The organism is Kitasatospora sp. NBC_01302 (genome assembly GCF_035976515.1).
Taxonomy (GTDB): domain Bacteria; phylum Actinomycetota; class Actinomycetes; order Streptomycetales; family Streptomycetaceae; genus Kitasatospora.
Window position 1 is genome coordinate 4,889,196 of the sequence record NZ_CP108404.1, and the last position, 15,689, is coordinate 4,904,884.

Genomic DNA, 15,689 nt, shown 5'->3' on the forward strand with positions numbered 1-15,689 from the left:
GGCGCGGTCAGCGCAGGACGTCCTCGGTCTGCGCGAGGTAGTGCTCCAGCCGCTGCTGGTTCTCCACCACGCGCAGGCACAGGTGGCGCAGCTGGGTGAGGTCGGCGGGGGTGAAGCCGTGGAACACCCCCGCCATGGCGCGCTGGACCGGCTCGCGGAAGGTGTCCAGCCAGCCGCGCCCGGCCGGGGTGATCCGGGTGAGCACCGAGCGGCGGTCGTGCGGGTCGGGCACCCGCTCGGCCAGGCCCTCACGCTCCAGGGTGTCGACCAGCCCGGTGACGTTGCGCGAGCTGACGTCGGCGGAGCGGGCCAGGTCGCCGATGCTCAGCGCCTCGCCGGTGGTGGCGCCGAGCCGGATCAGGATGTCCAGCGCGCCGGAGCTCAGGCCCCGGCCCTGGGCGCCGCGGCTGCGCAGCCGCTCCACGGAGTGCGAGGCGGCCCGCACGGCGGCCGCGGCCTCCAGGGCGAGGGTGTCGTTGCCGAGGGTGAACTCGGAGAGGACGGTGCGGATCCGGGGGTCGTAGAGGCAGTCGTCGGCGTCCTGTGCCAGACCGTGGGTGGGCTGCTCGGCTGCGTTGTGTACCTGCTTCATAATGAATCAGTACTCTATCCGGCTGATATGACGAGCAGTCAAACGCGCAGGTCGTCGGGACGGCAACCGTTACCCGAGCAGAGATTGACGCTGCGTCAGCCGATTGCGCCGGGCGGAGTGAACGCAGTACGGCCCGTGCACTCCAGTGCGAGCTTCAGCCGCTCCTGGTTGGAGGCGTCCAGCTCGGGCAGCGCGTCCTGCGCGAACCAGGCCACCTCCAGCGACTCCTCGTCGTTGACCCGGGCCTCGCCGCCCACCGCGCGGCAGCGGAAGGTGACTTCCAGGTACTGGGTCTGGTCGCCGTTGGGGTAGGTGATCAGCGGCGACACGGTGACCGAGGTGAGCAGCTCGGGGACCGCGTGCACGCCGGTCTCTTCGTAGCACTCGCGCACCGCCGCGTCGGCGGGCTGCTCGCCCGGATCGACGATGCCGCCGACGAGCGCCCACGCGCCGGTGTCCGAGCGGCGGCCGAGCAGCACCCGGTCCTGGTCGTCCAGGACGACGGTGCAGACGGCGGTGAGCCACAGCGGACGGGTGCCGACCAGGGCACGGAGCTCCGCGAGGAAGGGAGGAATAGCCATACCGGGAGCCTAACCGGGTGATCAGGCCGGACAGTGGGTCCGGCGACTTGCCACAGTACGGCGGGCTGGGTCCCGAGGTGACCGATCAGTGGTCGGGATCGCTGGCATTGACCGGGTGCCCGAATAGGCTGAACCCGAGCGGCTGGGCCGCGAAGGAGCAGCCCACCAAGCGGTATGAACTCCGCAGCGGATCCGACGACGAGATGAACTGACGCAGTGAACTCCAGGGGCCTCGGGGGAAAGGCGGCCAAGTGAACGTCGAAGACAAGGGCTCGACGCCGGTAAGACCGGTGCCGGAGGTGCTGGCGGTACTGCCCGCGCCGGCCCACCGCGCCCGGTTGGGGCACGAGGACGGTCCGGCCCAGCGGTTGCTCCGCCAGGAGCCGGAGGTGCTGGCCCGCTACCTGGCGGGCCTGCAGGAGATCAACAGCCCGCTGGTCGCCGATCCCGAGGCCTGGGAGCAGTGCGTCGTCCAGGCCCGGCGGATCCTGATGGACTGTGCGGTGAGCCTGGCCGAGGGCCGGGCCACCGTCACCGGGACCGAGATCGCCGAGGTGGTCAACCTGGGCGGTGAGCGGCTGCGCCAGGGGCTGCACCTGACCCACTCGATAAGGGCCGGGATGCTGCTGCTGGACATCGTGCTGGCCGCCCTCGCCACCGCGGTCGCCGAGGCCGGAGAGGCGGACGCGGTGGCTGCCGTGCGCCGCCCGCGCGACCCCGCGGAGGTCTGCGTGGACTGCGGCGCGCCGGCCCGCTGGGCCGAGGAGCTGGAGACCGCGGTGACGCACTCGCACGCCCGCGACGAGAACTACACCGCCGCGCTGCGCTCGTTGCAGGAGGGCGTCAGCCGGCGCCTGGAGATCGGGTCGGTGGGCTACGACACCTTCCTGCTCGGCCGGGTGCGCGAGCTGCACGAGCTGGGCCGGCGCAAGCTCGCCCGGGAGATCCACGACCAGCTCGGCAACTCGCTGAGCCTGGCGATGCGCCAGCTGGAGCTGCACGAGCTGCGCGCGGGCGACGACATCTCGCCGCACGTCAAGGCGGCCAAGGCGGCGGTCCTGGAGGCCATGGACACCACCCGCCAACTGGTCACCGAGCTGCGCCGCTCCAACGTCTCCGGCTCGCTGGAGACGGCGCTCAAGGGCTTCGCCGCCTCGATGGCGGAGGCCGCCGGCAAGGTGCAGATCTGGGTCAAGGGCTCGGACGACTGGGTGCCGGGGCAGATCTCCGAGGAGCTGTTCATCATCGTCCGCGAGTGCCTGCGCAACGCGCTGCGGCACGCGGAGGCCGGCAACATCGTGGTGCACATCGACATCGCCCCGCACGAGGTGCAGGCCGAGGTGCTGGACGACGGCCGCGGCTTCGACCCGGGCACGGTGCGCGGCAAGGGCACCTCCAACGGCCTGGACGGGATGCGCGAGCGGGTCCAACTGCTGCACGGGACGGTAAACATCGCCTCCACGCCCGGCAAGGGCACCCAGGTGCGGATCTGGATACCGATCGAGGGGCAGGCGGGCGAATGACCGGCGAACCGGTCGAGGTCCAGCCCGTGCCGGCCGAGACCGGGGCGGTGCGGATCCTGGTCGCCGACGACCACACACTGCTGCGCGGCGCGCTTTGCGACCTGCTGGAGACCGAGCCGGGCTTCGAGGTGGTCGCGCAGGCCGGCACCGGCACCGAGGCGATCCGGATGGCCGGGCAGCACCGCCCGGACGTGGTGCTGCTGGACATCGAGATGCCGGAGAACGACCCGCCGGTGACGGTGCGCCGGATCCTGGACCGGGATCCGGAGACCCGCATCATCGTGCTGAGCATGGACGACGGGCAGCGCCTGGTCCAGGAGTTGCTCTCGCTCGGGGTGCGCGGCTACCTGCACAAGAGCGTCAGCCGCGAGACGCTGGTCTCCACCATCCGTCAGCGCGAGGACAGTGCGCGGCGCACCGTCACGGTCTCGGTCTCGCCGGAGAGCCTGCGCCGCCCGGCGGGCGGCGAGCCCGGGGAGCAAGGAGGGCTCTCCAGCCGCGAGGTGGAGGTGCTCGGCTGGGCCGCGCAGGCGCTGAGCAACCGGCAGATCGCCGGCCGGCTCGGCATCACCGAGGGCACGGTCAAGCGCCATCTGCGCAACATCTTCGGCAAGTTGGACGCGGTCTCGCGGATCGACGCGGTCAACAAGGCGGTTGAGCGCGACCTCATCGAACCGGTCAACCACCGTGGTGGCGGCTCGGGTTACGGACGCCGCTGACCAGCAGGGGCGGGCCCGGCCCGGTCAGCCGACCGGGCCGCCGGCCACGTGCAGCACCTGGCCGGAGACGAAGTCGGCCTCCTCGGAGGCGAAGAACCGCACGGCGCCCGCCACGTCCTGCGGCGAGCCGGGGCGGCCGAGGGCGATCCGCTCCAGCGTCTCCTTGCGGGCGTCCTCGAAGCCGACCCCGAGGCAGCCGGCGGCGGTGCGGGCCGACTCGGTGGCGATCAGGCCGGGCAGCACGGCGTTGACCGTCACCCCGTGCGGGCCCAGGTCCAGCGCCAGCGCCCGGGTCAGTCCGCGCACGCCGTCGGCGGCGGCACTGGCGGCGATGTCGCCGCGCTCGCCGTCCTGCCGGGGCCGGCCGATGGTGATGATCCGCCCCCAGCCCTCGCCGACCAGGTAGCGCCGGATCGCCGCGCTGAGCAGGTAGGGGGCCCGCAGGCCCGAGCGCAGCGTGTCGTCCCAGTCCTCCTCGCCGGCCGGCAGCGCGCTCGGGGCGAAGTCGGCCGGCTGCGAGGTGTTGTTGATCAGGACGGCGGGCTCGCCCAGCTCCTCGGCGATCCGGGTCATCACCGCCTCGGCCTCGTGGACCAACCGGACGTCGCCGGCGAAGACCCGGGCCTCGCCGCCGACCGCGGAGACGGCCTCCAGGGCGCGGTAGCAGAGCGCCTCCTTGCGGTCGACCAGGGCGATCCGGTGGCCGTGCCGGGCGAGTTCACGGGCGACGGCAAGGCCGATGTCGTTGCCGGCGCCGGCCAGGACGGCCACGCGGGTGGGGGAATGGCTCATCGCAGTGCCTCCTGGGGGTGGCGCAGGGAAGCGGGAAGTGGGGGGATCCGGGCGGGGGCGGGGGTTTCAGAAGGTGAGCACGACGCCGCCGCGCCGACCGCCGGCGGCGAGCAGTTCGTGGGCGGCGGCGACCTCGCCGACCGGCAGGGTGCGGGGTGCCCGGAGCGTCAGCTCGCCCTGGTCGACCAGCGCGACCAGCCGGGCCAGCTGCGCGCCGTTGCTGTGCACGCCGACGCTGTCCACCCGGATGCCGCGCTCGGCCGCGGGGGCGGCCGGCGGGAAGACGGTGACCTCGGCGCCGACCGCCTCGACGGTGCCGGCCAGGTCCCAGCCGAGCCGGTGGTGGGGCCGCTTCGGCAGCAGCTCGGCCAGCGCGCCGGAGCGGGCGAGCAGGTCGGCCGGGTGGACGGCCGCCGCGGCGACCTTGATCCGCAGCCGGCCGGCGCCGACCTCGGGCCGCTCGGTCTCCAGCAGCCGGGCGGCGCTCGGGCCACCGGGTTCCGTTACCGCGACAGTACGCATCAGCTGGGCCTTTCAAGGGAGTTGGGGGCGACCGGGTCCTTCGGGGTCGGTGACACCACGGTAGGTCGCGGTGGTCGCCGACGGAAGATCGGTTCCCCCTAGGTGGACCGCCGCTGCCTCCAAAGGCGTAGCGGCGGTCCACCCGGGGAGGCGGGTTCAGGCCGCGGCGGCGGCCCGGCGGCTGGTGCCGCGGGCGAAGAAGAGCGCGAGGGCCACCGCCCCCACCACCAGCACTCCGCCGTTGGCCAGCAGCGCCACCCGCACGCCCGCCGGCACCGAGTCCGCCGCGCTGTGGGTGGCCTGCAGGGCGTTCACCCGGGCGGTGACGATGGTGCTGAGCACCGGGATGCCCAGGGTCAGGCCGACCAGCTGGGTGAGCGTGGTCAGGCCGGTGGCCAGGCCGTGCTCGCCGTCCGGCAGCCCGGAGGTCCCGGTGACCATGTAGGCGACCACGGCGCTGATGTGCCCGAAGCCGGAGACCGCCGTGCCGGCCCGACGTGGCAGCGGCGGCGGGACGGGGTTCGCCGTCCCGCCGCCGCGGACCTGGGCTGTGGTGCGGTCGGATCAGGCGGTGAACGCCTCGGCGGCGGCCGCGCTGTCCTCGAACATGTGGTAGAGCCGCAGCGTGCCGTCGACGACCCGGACGTGCAGCGCGAAGTCCGAGACGAAGCGCTTGCCGGTGGCCTTCACCAGGTGGGTGAAGCTGCCGAGCGCGATCGCGTGCTCGCCGTCCACGACGACCTGCTCGACCGCGAACGCCTCGGTGCTGACCAGCTCGTAGGCGTGGCCGATGAAGGTGTCGATCTCCTCGCGGGTGCTGCGCCGGCCGGTCCACGGCACCACCGGGGAGCCGGGGACGTTCCAGTCGGTGGTCTCGGTGAACAGCTCCAGCACGCCCTTGCGGTCGCCGCCGCCGAAGCGGGTGAAGAACTCGTTCAGCGTCTCGGCGGTGGTGCGGACACTCTGTTCGGTGGTCATGGGGATCCCTTTCTGGGACTTGTCATTGATGGAACGTCAGAAAGCTTCGAGAGGTGGGCGGTTCAGGCCGAGACCGGCTGGACGGCCGGGGCGGTGCGGGCCGGGGCGAGGTTCTCCAGACGCAGCTGCAGCGGCTCGGGTCGCTCCACGGCGGCGGTGGCGAGCAGGTGGCCGTCCGGGCGGACCAGCGCCAGGACGGGGTTGCGGCCCAGGTGCCGGCGCAGCTTGCGGGCGGCGCGGCCGGTCAGCCCGCCGAGGTCGAGCACCTCGGCCGTGCCGGCGAACCGCTCCCGGGCGTCGCCCACCTGGGCGGCCCAGTCGGCGCTGGTGGCGGTGCGGCCCGGCCAGAGCAGCACGGTGTGCCGGTAGGCGTCGAGCGCGGGCGTGCCGTCGGCCAGCGCGGGGCCGGCGAAGAGCGGCAGCCGCTCCCCCGGCTTGGCCAGGCCCTGGCGGCGCAGCACCAGCGGGCGGTTGTCCAGGTCGCCGTAGTTGGTGTCGGTCTGGCTGAGCAGCGGCACCAGCACCCGCTGGAGCACGCCGGCCAGCCGGCCCGCGACGAAGACCGCGTCCCGGCGCAGCCGGCGCGCCGGGCTCTTCTGCATCGCGAACCTGGCCTGGGCGGCGGAGGTGGCGGACATCCGCTGGGCGCTGCTCAGGCGTTCGGGCTCGTAGCTGTCCAGGACCGATGCGTCCAGCCGCCCGGTGACCACGCCGGCCAGCTTCCAGGCCAGGTTGGCCGCGTCCTGGAAGCCGACGTTCATGCCCTGGCCGCCGGCCGGGCTGATCGCGTGCCCGGAGTCGCCCGCCAGGAAGGCCCGGCCGCGCCGGAAGCCGGCCGCCATGCCGAGCCGGGGCCGGAAGGAGCGGGTCCACAGCGGCTCGCCGACCGTGATGTCGATCTTCGCGCGGCGCCGGATCACCTCCTCCAGCAGCTCCCGGGGCGGGTTGCCCTCGCCCTCGGTGCGGTGCGGGATGTTGGCCGCGATCCGGTAGTGGCCGCCGGCCAGCGGGACCAGCGCCACCACGCCGTCCGGGGAGTAGTAGTAGGCGGTGTCCTTGGGGGCGTCGCCGTGGATCGGGGCGTCGCCGATCGCGTAGCTGACGTCGATCGGCTCGCCCTCGAAGCTGATGCCGAGCAGGTTGCGGGTGATGCTGCCGGGGCCGTCGGCGCCGACCACGTAGGACGGGCGGACGGTCTCCAGCCGGCCGTCCTGGTGGCGCAGGGTGACCACCGGAGCGGTCTCCACGTCCCTGATGTCCTCCATGCTGACGCCGCGCTCGATCACGCCGCCCAGCTCCGCCAGCCTGGCCCGCAGGATCCGCTCGGTCTCGCGCTGCGGCAGGGTCAGGACGAAGTTGTACGGGGAGTCGGGGTGCCGGTCCAGGTGGGCGCTGCCCAGGTGGCGGCCGTCGGAGAAGTAGCCGACGGCGTCGCTGCGGTGGCCGGCCGCCACCAGCTGCTCGCTGACCCCGATCCGGCGCAGCAGCTCCAGGCTGCGCGGCCACAGCAGGATGCCCTTCGAGTGCGGGTCGCTCTCGTCCAGCACCGCTTGACGGTCGATCAGGCGGACGTCCACGCCCTGCTGCAGGAGTTCACTGGTGATCACCATGCCCACCGGGCCGGCGCCGATCACCAGCACGGCGGGGGCGGACGGGTCGGGCGTGTTCCGGTTCACTGTGCCTCTCCAATTCCATGGGTAGTTGTCGCGCTCGGCAAAGCGGTCGTGCTCAGGGCTGTGGGGGTGTCGCGCGTGGGGCGCAGCAGCGGCCAGCCGTGCTCGGCGGCCGTGCGGTGCAGGACCTCGTCCTCGCCCACCACCACCGGGTGGCCGACCAGGCGCAGCAGCGGCAGGTCGGAGTGGTGGTCGCCGTAGGCGTGGCAGTCGGTGAGGTCGAGGCCGCGGCGGGCGGCGAAGCCGGCGGCGGCCAGCGCCTTGCGGGCGTCCAGCATCGGGTGCTCGACCTCGCCGGTGTAGCGGCCCCGGACGATCCGCGGGGCGGTGCAGAGCACCGCGTCGGCGCCCAGCTCCGCGGCCAGCGGATCCAGGCAGGGCGCGAAGGAGCCGGAGACCAGCACCACCAGCCGGCCCGCCGCCCGGTGCGCGGCGAGGGCGGCCAGCGCCTCGGGGCGGAAGAAGCCCACACCGTCCGCCGCCCGCTCCTCGGCGTACCAGCGGCGGCCCGCCTCGGCCAGCTCGCCGGCCGAACGGCCGGCCAGCAGCCGGAAGTAGGCGCGGTTGGTGGCCCGCCGCGGGGCGCCGGCCAGGGTCATGGCGTGCAGCCGTTCGCGCTGGGCGAGGTAGGCCTGATGGGGCAGGCCGCGCGAGGCCATGTCGTGCCGCAGGAAGCCGAACAGCGTGGTGCGCCGGGTGAGCGTCCCGTCGACGTCGAAGAACGCGGCGCTGGTGGGGAGTTCGGACATCACGGTCTCCTTCGTCGCTCGGTGGGAGGGTGCGGGGCGGGTGGGCGCCGTGGGTGGGGCGGCGGGCGGAGTGGGGGACCGCCCGCCCGCGGCAGCGGAGTCGGGGATCAGACGGTCACCGGGTGGCCTGCCGTCTTGGCCTCGATCAGCTCGGCCAGCTCCTGCACGGTGGTGGTCTCGGCGACCTCGGCCTCGCTCAGCGGGACGCCGTAGTCGCTCTCCAGCGCCACCGCGAGCTCCACGAAGACCAGGGAGTCGAACCCGAGCTCCTCGAAGTCGGTGGTAGCGGTCACCTCGTCCGTGCCGTAGCCGTACTTGACCTGGAGCAGCTCGATGACCTTCTCGACGATCTGGGTGGTGGACATGATGCGGGTTCTCCTTGAGGTATGTGTGGTGTGGTGCAGGGGAGTTGAGCGATGTCAGCGGGGCCGGCGTCAGCCGGTGGCGAGCTCCGGCCAGACCAGCGCCGCGGAGCCCCAGGCCAGTCCGCCGCCGAAGGCGGTCAGCGCCACCCGGTGCCCGGCCAGCAGCTCGCCGCGCTCGGCGGCGGCGGCCAGGGCCAGCGGGATGGAGGCGGCCGAGGTGTTGCCGACCTGGTCCAGGTGGACCACGGCCCGCTCCTTGTCGATCCCGAGCAGCTCGGAGACCGAGTGCAGGATGCGGACGTTGGCCTGGTGGCCGACGATCCGGTCCACCGTCGCGACCGGCCAGCCGACCTTCTCCAGCACGGCCTTGGTGGACCTGGACATGTGGGTCACGGCCTGGGTGAAGACCTCGCGGCCCTGCATGGTGAACCAGGAGTCGTCCTGGTCCGGCGGCAGGCCGCCGGAGCGCTGGCGGGAGCCGCCGCCCGGGATCGAGATCAGCTCGGCGAGGCTGCCGTCGCTGCCGAGGTCGAAGCCGGCCAGCGCGCCCGGCTCGTCGTCCTCGCCGGCCCGCAGCACCACCGCGCCGGCGCCGTCGCCGAACAGGATCGCGGTGCCCCGGTCCTGCGGGTTGAGGATCGAGGTGAACGCCTCCGCGCCGATCACCAGGACCGTCTCGGCGGTCCGGGCGGCGATCGCGCCGGCGCCGACCGACAGGGCGTAGACGAAGCCGGCGCAGACCGCGGCGACGTCGAAGGCCGGGATGTGGCCGAGGCCGAGCCGGGCGGCCACCGCCGGGGCGGTGCCCGGCAGCGGGTGGTCCGGGGTGGCGGTGGCCAGCACCACCAGGTCGACGGTGGCCAGGCCCGCGGACTTGAGGGCCTTCTCACCGGCCGCGACCGCCAGGTCGCTGGTGGCGCCGCCCGGCTCGACGGCGTGGCGTTTCAGGATCCCGGTGCGGGTTCTGATCCAGGCATCGGTGGTGTCCAGTCGCTCGGAGAGCATTTGATTGGTGATCTCCCTGGGCGGAACCACGGCGCCCAGACCGGCCAGAACGGCTGCACGGCTCATCGGATACCTGCCGGACTCTTGGGTATGGACATCAGGTCGGGCCTTTCGTCTGGGAGCGCCCCGGGCCCCCGGTCGGTACCCGACGCCAACAGGCGGACACCGGCCGGGGCATGGGCGGGGCACTTGTGGTCAGGTTCGGATCGGCACTCAGTGATCAGGCGCCGGAGCAGTGATCGCGCGCTCGCTCTCGGTGCTCAGGCGGCGGCCAGCGCCCGCTCCTTCTCGTCGCGGATGTCGATGCCCTTGTACTCGGAGCGGGCCTTGTCGATGGCCTGACGGGGCGTCATCACCGGGGTGAAGCCGAACCGGTCGGCGATCGTCTCCAGCCGCTCCTCGATGTCGCCGCCGATGATGTGGACCGGCATGCCCAGCTCGTCCAGGGTGCGCAGCAGGGTCTCGTCGGCCAGCGTGCGGAACCGCTCGTTCACCGGGCGGTGGCCGTCCTTGGCCAGCGGCAGCTCGTTCTTGAGGTGGACGAAGGCGTCGAAGGACTGCTGGACGTGGAGCTTGAGGGAGACCCCCAGCCGTTCCATGACCTCCTCGAAGAACTTCAGCTCCGCGGTCTTGTCGACGTCCTGCTCGCCCAGGTGGATCGAGGCGTTGGGGTTGATGCCGACCTGGACCCGGATCGCGCCGTAGATCCACTCCTGCAGCGAGGAGCCGTCGGAGATGAAGCTGCCCAGGCTCAGCGCGCGCTCGTGGGCCACCCGCTCGGTGTGCCGCACCACGATCATCTGCAGCAGCTCGGCCGCGGTGCACTCCTCCAGCGTCTTGCCGGGAGCGGCCTCGGGCAGGATCTCGCGCATGGTGCGGGCCATGGTGCGCGGGACGCCGGTGTAGTGGGACAGGGCGATCGAGGTGAGGGTCTTGCCGGAGGAGTAGGTGCCGGAGATGCCGAGCTTCATGACGTGCCTTCCAGAGTGGGCCGGCGGCTGCCGGCGGACGTTCGGTACGGGTACGTGCGGGCCGAGCTGCGGTTCTTCTGCGTCTGGGGTGGAGCGAGCCGGGCGCCGTGCGTGACGATCAGTTGGAAGAGGTCGGCGGCGGTCGCCTCGGCGAAGTAGCGGTCTTCCTGGTCCGTGCGGGGGGCCGGTGTCACGCGGCGGCCCGGAGCAGCGCCGGGTCCTGGGTCGCGGCGGCCTGGTGCGTCCGGTGCTCGGGCAGCTTGTGGGTCACCGAGCAGAGCACCCGCACCCCGCCGGTCTCGGCGACGATGTCGGCGTTGCGCCAGTCGGCGCCCTGGGCCTGCACGATCTTGGCGTTGTCGAGGATCGCGGTCACCGGCGCGGCCACGGCGGCCGGACGGTCGGGGCGGCTGCTCTCCAGCACCGTCCGGCGCATCCACAGGGTGTTGGAGTCGGCGCGGGCCACCGAGTCCAGCTCGTAGAGCAGCACCTGCCCGAACTGCAGGGCGATCACGAAGGCGTCCACCAGGGTCATCCCCGGCTGGTAGGCGCCCTCCAGGCCGTCGGAGCCGATCGCCTCGCCCAGGGCCGGCCGGACGGCCACCTGTCCGGCGACGGTGGGGACCAGACCGTGGGCGTCCACCCGCAGGTCGGTCATCGACTGGCGGTAGGCGCGGTAGCCGGTGCCGTAGGGCCGCTGTCCGACCGGGCCGAGCATGTCGTCGTCCACCGCGGCGCCCGCGCCGGTGCCGGCGGCGTGCTCCACCGTGCAGCGCACCGTCATCTGGCCGATCCGGCAGACCACCAGCGAGACCAGGGTCGCCGCGTCCTGCGGCGCCACCGGGCTCGCCTTGAGCTCGGCGCTGACCGGGAAGGAGGTCAGGCCCTGTTCCTGCGGGGCGGCGCCGGCCCGGATCTCGACCTTGCGCAGCCAGGCGGCGCGGCGCTGCCCGGCGGTCAGCCCGTGGCGGGCGGTGAGCGCGGCCTCGGCCAGCTGGGCGGCGAAGAGCAGCGCGTCGATGGTGCTCAGGTGCGGGGCCAGCTTGGCGGCCTGCTGCTTCACCGACCAGTCGACCGGGTAGAGCACGCCGGCCACGGCGTTCAGCATCTGGTGCTCCTCGTCCCAGGACAGCCGGCTGATCCGCTGTCCGACGCGCCGATAGCCGCTGCCGAAGAACCGGCTCTCGGACGGGCCGAGCAGATCGTCGATCGAAGAGCTGAGCTGGAGGGGGGACATCAGATCGGTCATGGTGTCAGTTCGCTTTCCCGTTGGGTGGTTCCGTGGAGGATTTTCCTTTTGCTGTGGTGCTTTTTTCTTGCGCTTTCTTTTCCTGCTTCTTGTCCTGCTTGTCGTCCTGCTTCTTGTCTTTGCTTCCTGCCGTTTCGCTCTCTCGCTTTCGTGTTTCCAACATTAGGCCGTCAGCCCGGGGTCTGGAATTCCCCTTGGGGGTCGGCCGCCGAGTCCGAAAGGAGTATCGAACTGCCTCTCGGCCTCGGGGCCGCGGCCCCGTTCTCAGCCGGGCAGCGCGCCGGCCTCGACCAGCGCCCTGCGGGCCACCGCGAGCGCGTTGAGGGTGCGCGGGACACCGGCGTAGAGGGCGACCTGCATCAGCGCCTCCAGCACCTCGGCGACGGTGGCGCCGGCCCGGATCGCGCCGGCCGTGTGGAAGGCCAGCTGCGGCTCGGCGTTGCCGAGCGCGGCCAGCATGCTGATCGTGGTCAGTTCCCGGGTGCGCAGGTCCAGCGCCGGGCGGCTCATCAGGGTGCCGAGCCCGTGCTGGATATGCGCACCGAGCGCGGGGGCGAAGTCGGCCAGCGACTCCCAGGGCGCCGCGACCCCCGGTGCGGCGAGGCGGGCGAACACCTCGGCGGCGGCGTCGGCGATCTGCTCCTGAGGGGCGGTTTCGGGGGCTGCCGTGGTCATGGCTCTCCTCATGGCGAACGGGCCCTTTTACGGGCCGTGCGGAGTGGAATGCGTCCACGGTAGGCACGGAATTCCAGGAAGCCGCGAACAATCGGCCCAAGGGAGCGCCCGGATACCTCCATGGGGGTATGGCGCTGCCTCCGAGGTGCCACCCCTGCTGCCCCCGTGGAGCGATGCCGGAAAGAGGGGCGCGGGGCTAATTTCACGGCATGACCATCACTCAGGAAACAGTGCGGCCCGCTGCGGCGGTCCCGGCGGCCGGCGGCGGAATATCCTCGCGGCTCGCCACCATCTGCGCGGTGACGGCCGGCTTCTCGGCCGCCAACATCTACTACGCCCAGCCGCTGCTGACCGCGATCGGCTCGACCTTCCACGTCGGCAGCGCCGCCGTCTCCCTGGTGGTCACGGCCGGCACGGTCGGCTTCACCCTCGGCATGGCCACCCTCGTCCCGCTCGGCGATCTGATGGACCGCCGGCGCCTGGCCGTCACCCTGCTGTCGATCGTCGCCCTCTTCCAGCTGGTCGCCGCGGGCGCCCCCTCGCTGGCGGTGCTGATCGGCGCCGCCCTGGTGGTGGCCACCGCCTCGGTGGTCTCCCCGCTGATGGTCGCCTTCGCCGCGACGCTGTCGGCCCCCGAGGACCGGGGGCGGGTGACCGGCAAGGTGATGAGCGGCGTGCTGATCGGCATCCTGCTCGCCCGTACCGCCGGCGGTCTGCTCTCCAGCGCGGCCGGCTGGCGCTCGGTCTACCTGGTCTCGGCGGTGCTGGTGCTCGGTCTGGCCGTGCTGCTCCGGCGGGTGCTGCCGATCGCCCGCGGCGAGGCGCAGATCAGCTACCCCAAGCTGCTCGCCTCGGTGCCGAAGCTGCTCGTCGAGGAGCCCACCCTGCGGCTGCGCAGTGCCTTCGGCTTCGTCTCGCTGGCCGGCTTCAACGCCCTGTGGACCTCGATCGCGTTCCTGCTGGCCGGTGCCCCGTACCACTACGGCACCGCGCTGATCGGCCTGTTCGGCCTGGTGGGCGCGGTGGGCGCGACCGCCGCGCGGATCACCGGACGCGCCGCCGACCGCCGGCTCGACCGGCCCGCCACGGCGGGCCTGCTGGCCCTGGTGCTGATCAGCTGGGGCCTGATGGCGCTGCACGGCGGCGGCTGGCTCTGGGCGCTCGTCGCGGGCGTGGTGCTGCTCGACTTCGGCGTGCAGGGCATGCAGGTGATGAACCTGGCGATCATCTACCGGCTGCGTCCCGAGGTCCGCTCCCGGCTGACCACCGCCTACATGACCATCTACTTCCTCGGCGGCGCGGCGGGTTCGGCCGCCTCCGGCACGGCCTACGCGCTCTGGGGCTGGGACGGCGTCTGCGCGGTGGGCGCGGGCCTGGCGGGCGTGGCGCTGGTGATCAGCCTGGTGGAGGCGGTGATCGGGCGGCGGACGGCGGTCGCCGACTGAGCATCACCTGCACCGAAGGGCCTGCCCCACCATCCCGGTGGGGCAGGCCCTTCGTCGTTCCCGCCAAGGGGGCGGCGCTCAACGCGGCACGGCGCTCAGGGCACCAGGACGATCTTCCCGGTGGTGTGCCCCGTCGCGACCAACTCGTGCGCACGCCAGGCCTGTTCCAGTGGCAGCGCGTGCTCCACGTGGCTGCGCAGCAGGCCGCGCTCGACCAGGTCGGCGAGCGCCTCCAGGCCCACCGGGTCCGGCTCGACGGAGATGCCGGTGAAGCGCTTGCCGTCCTGCTCGGCCGCCGCTTCGAGGGCGCGGTCGCCGCGGCCGACGGCGGAGAAGAGCAGGCCGCCGGGGCGCAGGGTGCGCAGCGAGCGGTAGGGGTAGTCGCCGCCGATGGTCTCGTAGACCAGGTCGACGTCCTTGACCCGCTCGGCGAAGTCCTCGGTGCGGTAGTCGATCAGCTCGTCGGCGCCGAACTCGCGCAGCAGCGCGTGCTTGGGCGCGCTCGCGGTGCCGATCACGTACGCGCCACGGGCCTTGGCGATCTGCAGCGCGAACAGGCCGACGCCGCCGGCGATCCCGTGGATCAGCACCCGGTCGCCGGGCTGCACGTCGGCCACGTCCACCAGGCCCTGCCAGGCGGTCAGGCCGGCCAGCGGGACGGCGGCGGCCTCCACGTGGCTCAGGCTCGGCGGCTTGAGCGCGAAGTGCCGTGAGGGGGCGGCGACGTACTCCGCGTAGGCGTTGGCGGCACGCGGGAAGAACGGCATGCCGTAGACCTCGTCGCCGACCTTGAACCGGTTCACGCCGGGGACCACCTCGGTGACCACGCCGGAGACGTCCCAGCCCAGCGTGAACGGCGGCTGGCCGAGCAGCGCGAAGCCGCCGGAGCGGATGATGGTCTCCACCGGGTTGACCCCGGCCGCCTTGACCTCGACCACGATCTCGGTGGGCAGCGGCGTGGGCTTCGGCACCTCGGCGAGTTCGAGGACCTCGGGGCCGCCGAAGCGGTGCTGGACGATGGCGCGCATGGCAATTCCTCTCGGGGAGCAGCGGTGGGTAGCTCGACCGGAGCACACGGTAGTCAGAATGCCCCCACCCCACATGCCCCATTCGTAGCGATGTCCGTGTCACCAAAGAGGCATCCCACCGCCGGAAGAAAACCGGCGGACCGTCGTCCGGGCGCTCTGTCACGGTCGAGGCCGACGGCCCGGCCGCGGGCCTGTGGTGCGACCCGGCGGGCCACCTGCTGGGCCTGCTGGCGGCTCACGACTGGCACCTGCCGATGGCGGCGAAGGCGCTCGGCATCGGCGAAGTGGCGCTCGGGCTGCGGCTGGAGGCGGCCGGCTTCGGGCTGCTGCTGCGCCAGGACGTGCTCGATGGCTGCCGCCGGCGCGCCCGTGCGTAGGCTGGTGTGCCATGGAGTTGATCGTCTGTGATGTGGCGCCCGGTCAGGTGGAGCTGGAGCGGGACGTCGCGCCGCTGATCCGGCTGCTGCGCCCCGGCCTCGGGCGCGGGGAGTTCGCCGCCTACGCCGCGGAGGCGCACGCCCAGGGCCTGGTCTTCACGGCCGCCTACGACCAGCGCGGGCGCTGCCTGGCGGTGGCGGCGCACCGGGTGCTGGCCACCAGCCGGGGGCGGCTGCTCTTCGTGGACGACCTGGTCACCGACCCGGACGTGCGCTCCGGCGGGGTCGGGTCGCACCTGCTGGCCCAGCTGGCGGAGCGGGCCAAACAGGCCGGCTGCGTGCGCCTGGAGCTGGACTCGGGGGTGGCCAACCACGGCGCGCACCGCTTCTACCACGGGCGGCGGATGTCGATCGTGGCCTTCCACTTCGCCCACGAGCTCTGACC

Annotated in this window: 19 protein-coding genes; 5 read left to right on the plus strand and 14 right to left on the minus strand. The window is 72.9% G+C overall.

The window, feature by feature from the left end:
* Nucleotides 1-7: 7 nt before the first annotated feature.
* Complete coding sequence (locus tag OG294_RS21135; RefSeq protein ID WP_327068074.1) at nt 8-592, minus strand: MarR family winged helix-turn-helix transcriptional regulator; 585 nt, start codon at nt 590-592, stop codon at nt 8-10.
* Nucleotides 593-687: 95 nt separating this feature from the next.
* Nucleotides 688-1,173 carry an NUDIX hydrolase gene (locus OG294_RS21140; RefSeq protein ID WP_327068075.1) on the minus strand — a complete coding sequence of 162 codons (486 nt, stop codon included), beginning with the start codon at nt 1,171-1,173 and terminating at the stop codon, nt 688-690.
* A 251-nt stretch (nt 1,174-1,424) separates the two neighbouring features.
* Here OG294_RS21140 and OG294_RS21145 point away from each other — a divergent pair, with 251 nt between their 5' ends.
* Complete coding sequence (locus OG294_RS21145) at nt 1,425-2,696, plus strand: sensor histidine kinase (protein ID WP_327068076.1); 1,272 nt, start codon at nt 1,425-1,427, stop codon at nt 2,694-2,696.
* Nucleotides 2,693-3,415, plus strand: coding sequence for a response regulator transcription factor (locus OG294_RS21150; protein WP_327068077.1), 723 nt, complete (start codon nt 2,693-2,695; stop codon nt 3,413-3,415). The genes OG294_RS21145 and OG294_RS21150 overlap by 4 nt, the downstream gene beginning before the upstream one ends.
* 24 nt (nt 3,416-3,439) lie before the next feature.
* Here the strand turns inward: OG294_RS21150 and OG294_RS21155 are convergent, their stop codons facing one another.
* The 11 genes from OG294_RS21155 to OG294_RS21205 form a co-directional block, all read right to left on the minus strand.
* Nucleotides 3,440-4,207 carry an SDR family NAD(P)-dependent oxidoreductase gene (locus tag OG294_RS21155; protein WP_327068078.1) on the minus strand — a complete coding sequence of 256 codons (768 nt, stop codon included), beginning with the start codon at nt 4,205-4,207 and terminating at the stop codon, nt 3,440-3,442.
* Nucleotides 4,208-4,273: 66 nt separating this feature from the next.
* A complete protein-coding gene (locus tag OG294_RS21160) occupies nt 4,274-4,729 on the minus strand; it encodes a zinc-binding dehydrogenase (protein ID WP_327068079.1) in 456 nt (151 codons plus the stop codon).
* Nucleotides 4,730-4,885: 156 nt separating this feature from the next.
* The gene (locus OG294_RS21165; protein ID WP_327068080.1) at nt 4,886-5,182 is read right to left on the minus strand and encodes a hypothetical protein; all 297 of its coding nucleotides are present in this window, start codon (nt 5,180-5,182) and stop codon (nt 4,886-4,888) included.
* 111 nt (nt 5,183-5,293) lie between these two features.
* Nucleotides 5,294-5,707 (minus strand): nuclear transport factor 2 family protein, encoded by a 414-nt coding sequence (locus tag OG294_RS21170; RefSeq protein WP_327068081.1) that lies wholly within the window; start codon nt 5,705-5,707, stop codon nt 5,294-5,296.
* Between the two features lie 62 nt (nt 5,708-5,769).
* Nucleotides 5,770-7,383, minus strand: coding sequence for an FAD-dependent monooxygenase (locus OG294_RS21175; RefSeq protein WP_327068082.1), 1,614 nt, complete (start codon nt 7,381-7,383; stop codon nt 5,770-5,772).
* A complete protein-coding gene (locus OG294_RS21180) occupies nt 7,380-8,129 on the minus strand; it encodes an HAD family hydrolase (RefSeq protein WP_327068083.1) in 750 nt (249 codons plus the stop codon). Before OG294_RS21180 ends, OG294_RS21175 begins: the two co-directional genes overlap by 4 nt.
* A gap of 107 nt (nt 8,130-8,236) precedes the next feature.
* Nucleotides 8,237-8,494 (minus strand): acyl carrier protein, encoded by a 258-nt coding sequence (locus OG294_RS21185; RefSeq protein WP_327068084.1) that lies wholly within the window; start codon nt 8,492-8,494, stop codon nt 8,237-8,239.
* A 69-nt stretch (nt 8,495-8,563) separates the two neighbouring features.
* On the minus strand, nt 8,564-9,565 hold the full coding sequence (locus OG294_RS21190; RefSeq protein WP_327068085.1) for a beta-ketoacyl-ACP synthase III: 1,002 nt from the start codon (nt 9,563-9,565) through the stop codon (nt 8,564-8,566).
* Nucleotides 9,566-9,759: 194 nt separating this feature from the next.
* Nucleotides 9,760-10,470 carry an AAA family ATPase gene (locus tag OG294_RS21195; RefSeq protein WP_327068086.1) on the minus strand — a complete coding sequence of 237 codons (711 nt, stop codon included), beginning with the start codon at nt 10,468-10,470 and terminating at the stop codon, nt 9,760-9,762.
* Between the two features lie 190 nt (nt 10,471-10,660).
* The gene (locus OG294_RS21200; RefSeq protein WP_327068087.1) at nt 10,661-11,707 is read right to left on the minus strand and encodes an AvrD family protein; all 1,047 of its coding nucleotides are present in this window, start codon (nt 11,705-11,707) and stop codon (nt 10,661-10,663) included.
* A gap of 276 nt (nt 11,708-11,983) precedes the next feature.
* A complete protein-coding gene (locus tag OG294_RS21205) occupies nt 11,984-12,394 on the minus strand; it encodes a carboxymuconolactone decarboxylase family protein (RefSeq protein WP_327068088.1) in 411 nt (136 codons plus the stop codon).
* Nucleotides 12,395-12,603: 209 nt separating this feature from the next.
* Here OG294_RS21205 and OG294_RS21210 point away from each other — a divergent pair, with 209 nt between their 5' ends.
* The gene (locus OG294_RS21210; RefSeq protein ID WP_327068089.1) at nt 12,604-13,839 is read left to right on the plus strand and encodes an MFS transporter; all 1,236 of its coding nucleotides are present in this window, start codon (nt 12,604-12,606) and stop codon (nt 13,837-13,839) included.
* A gap of 95 nt (nt 13,840-13,934) precedes the next feature.
* Here the strand turns inward: OG294_RS21210 and OG294_RS21215 are convergent, their stop codons facing one another.
* On the minus strand, nt 13,935-14,867 hold the full coding sequence (locus OG294_RS21215; protein ID WP_327068090.1) for an NADP-dependent oxidoreductase: 933 nt from the start codon (nt 14,865-14,867) through the stop codon (nt 13,935-13,937).
* A 254-nt stretch (nt 14,868-15,121) separates the two neighbouring features.
* Here OG294_RS21215 and OG294_RS21220 point away from each other — a divergent pair, with 254 nt between their 5' ends.
* Together OG294_RS21220 and OG294_RS21225 are read left to right on the plus strand one after the other, a co-directional pair.
* The gene (locus OG294_RS21220; protein ID WP_327068091.1) at nt 15,122-15,244 is read left to right on the plus strand and encodes a hypothetical protein; all 123 of its coding nucleotides are present in this window, start codon (nt 15,122-15,124) and stop codon (nt 15,242-15,244) included.
* Nucleotides 15,245-15,255: 11 nt separating this feature from the next.
* Entirely contained in the window at nt 15,256-15,687 is a 432-nt protein-coding gene (locus OG294_RS21225) for a GNAT family N-acetyltransferase (RefSeq protein WP_327068092.1), read from the plus strand.
* Nucleotides 15,688-15,689 lie beyond the last annotated feature (2 nt).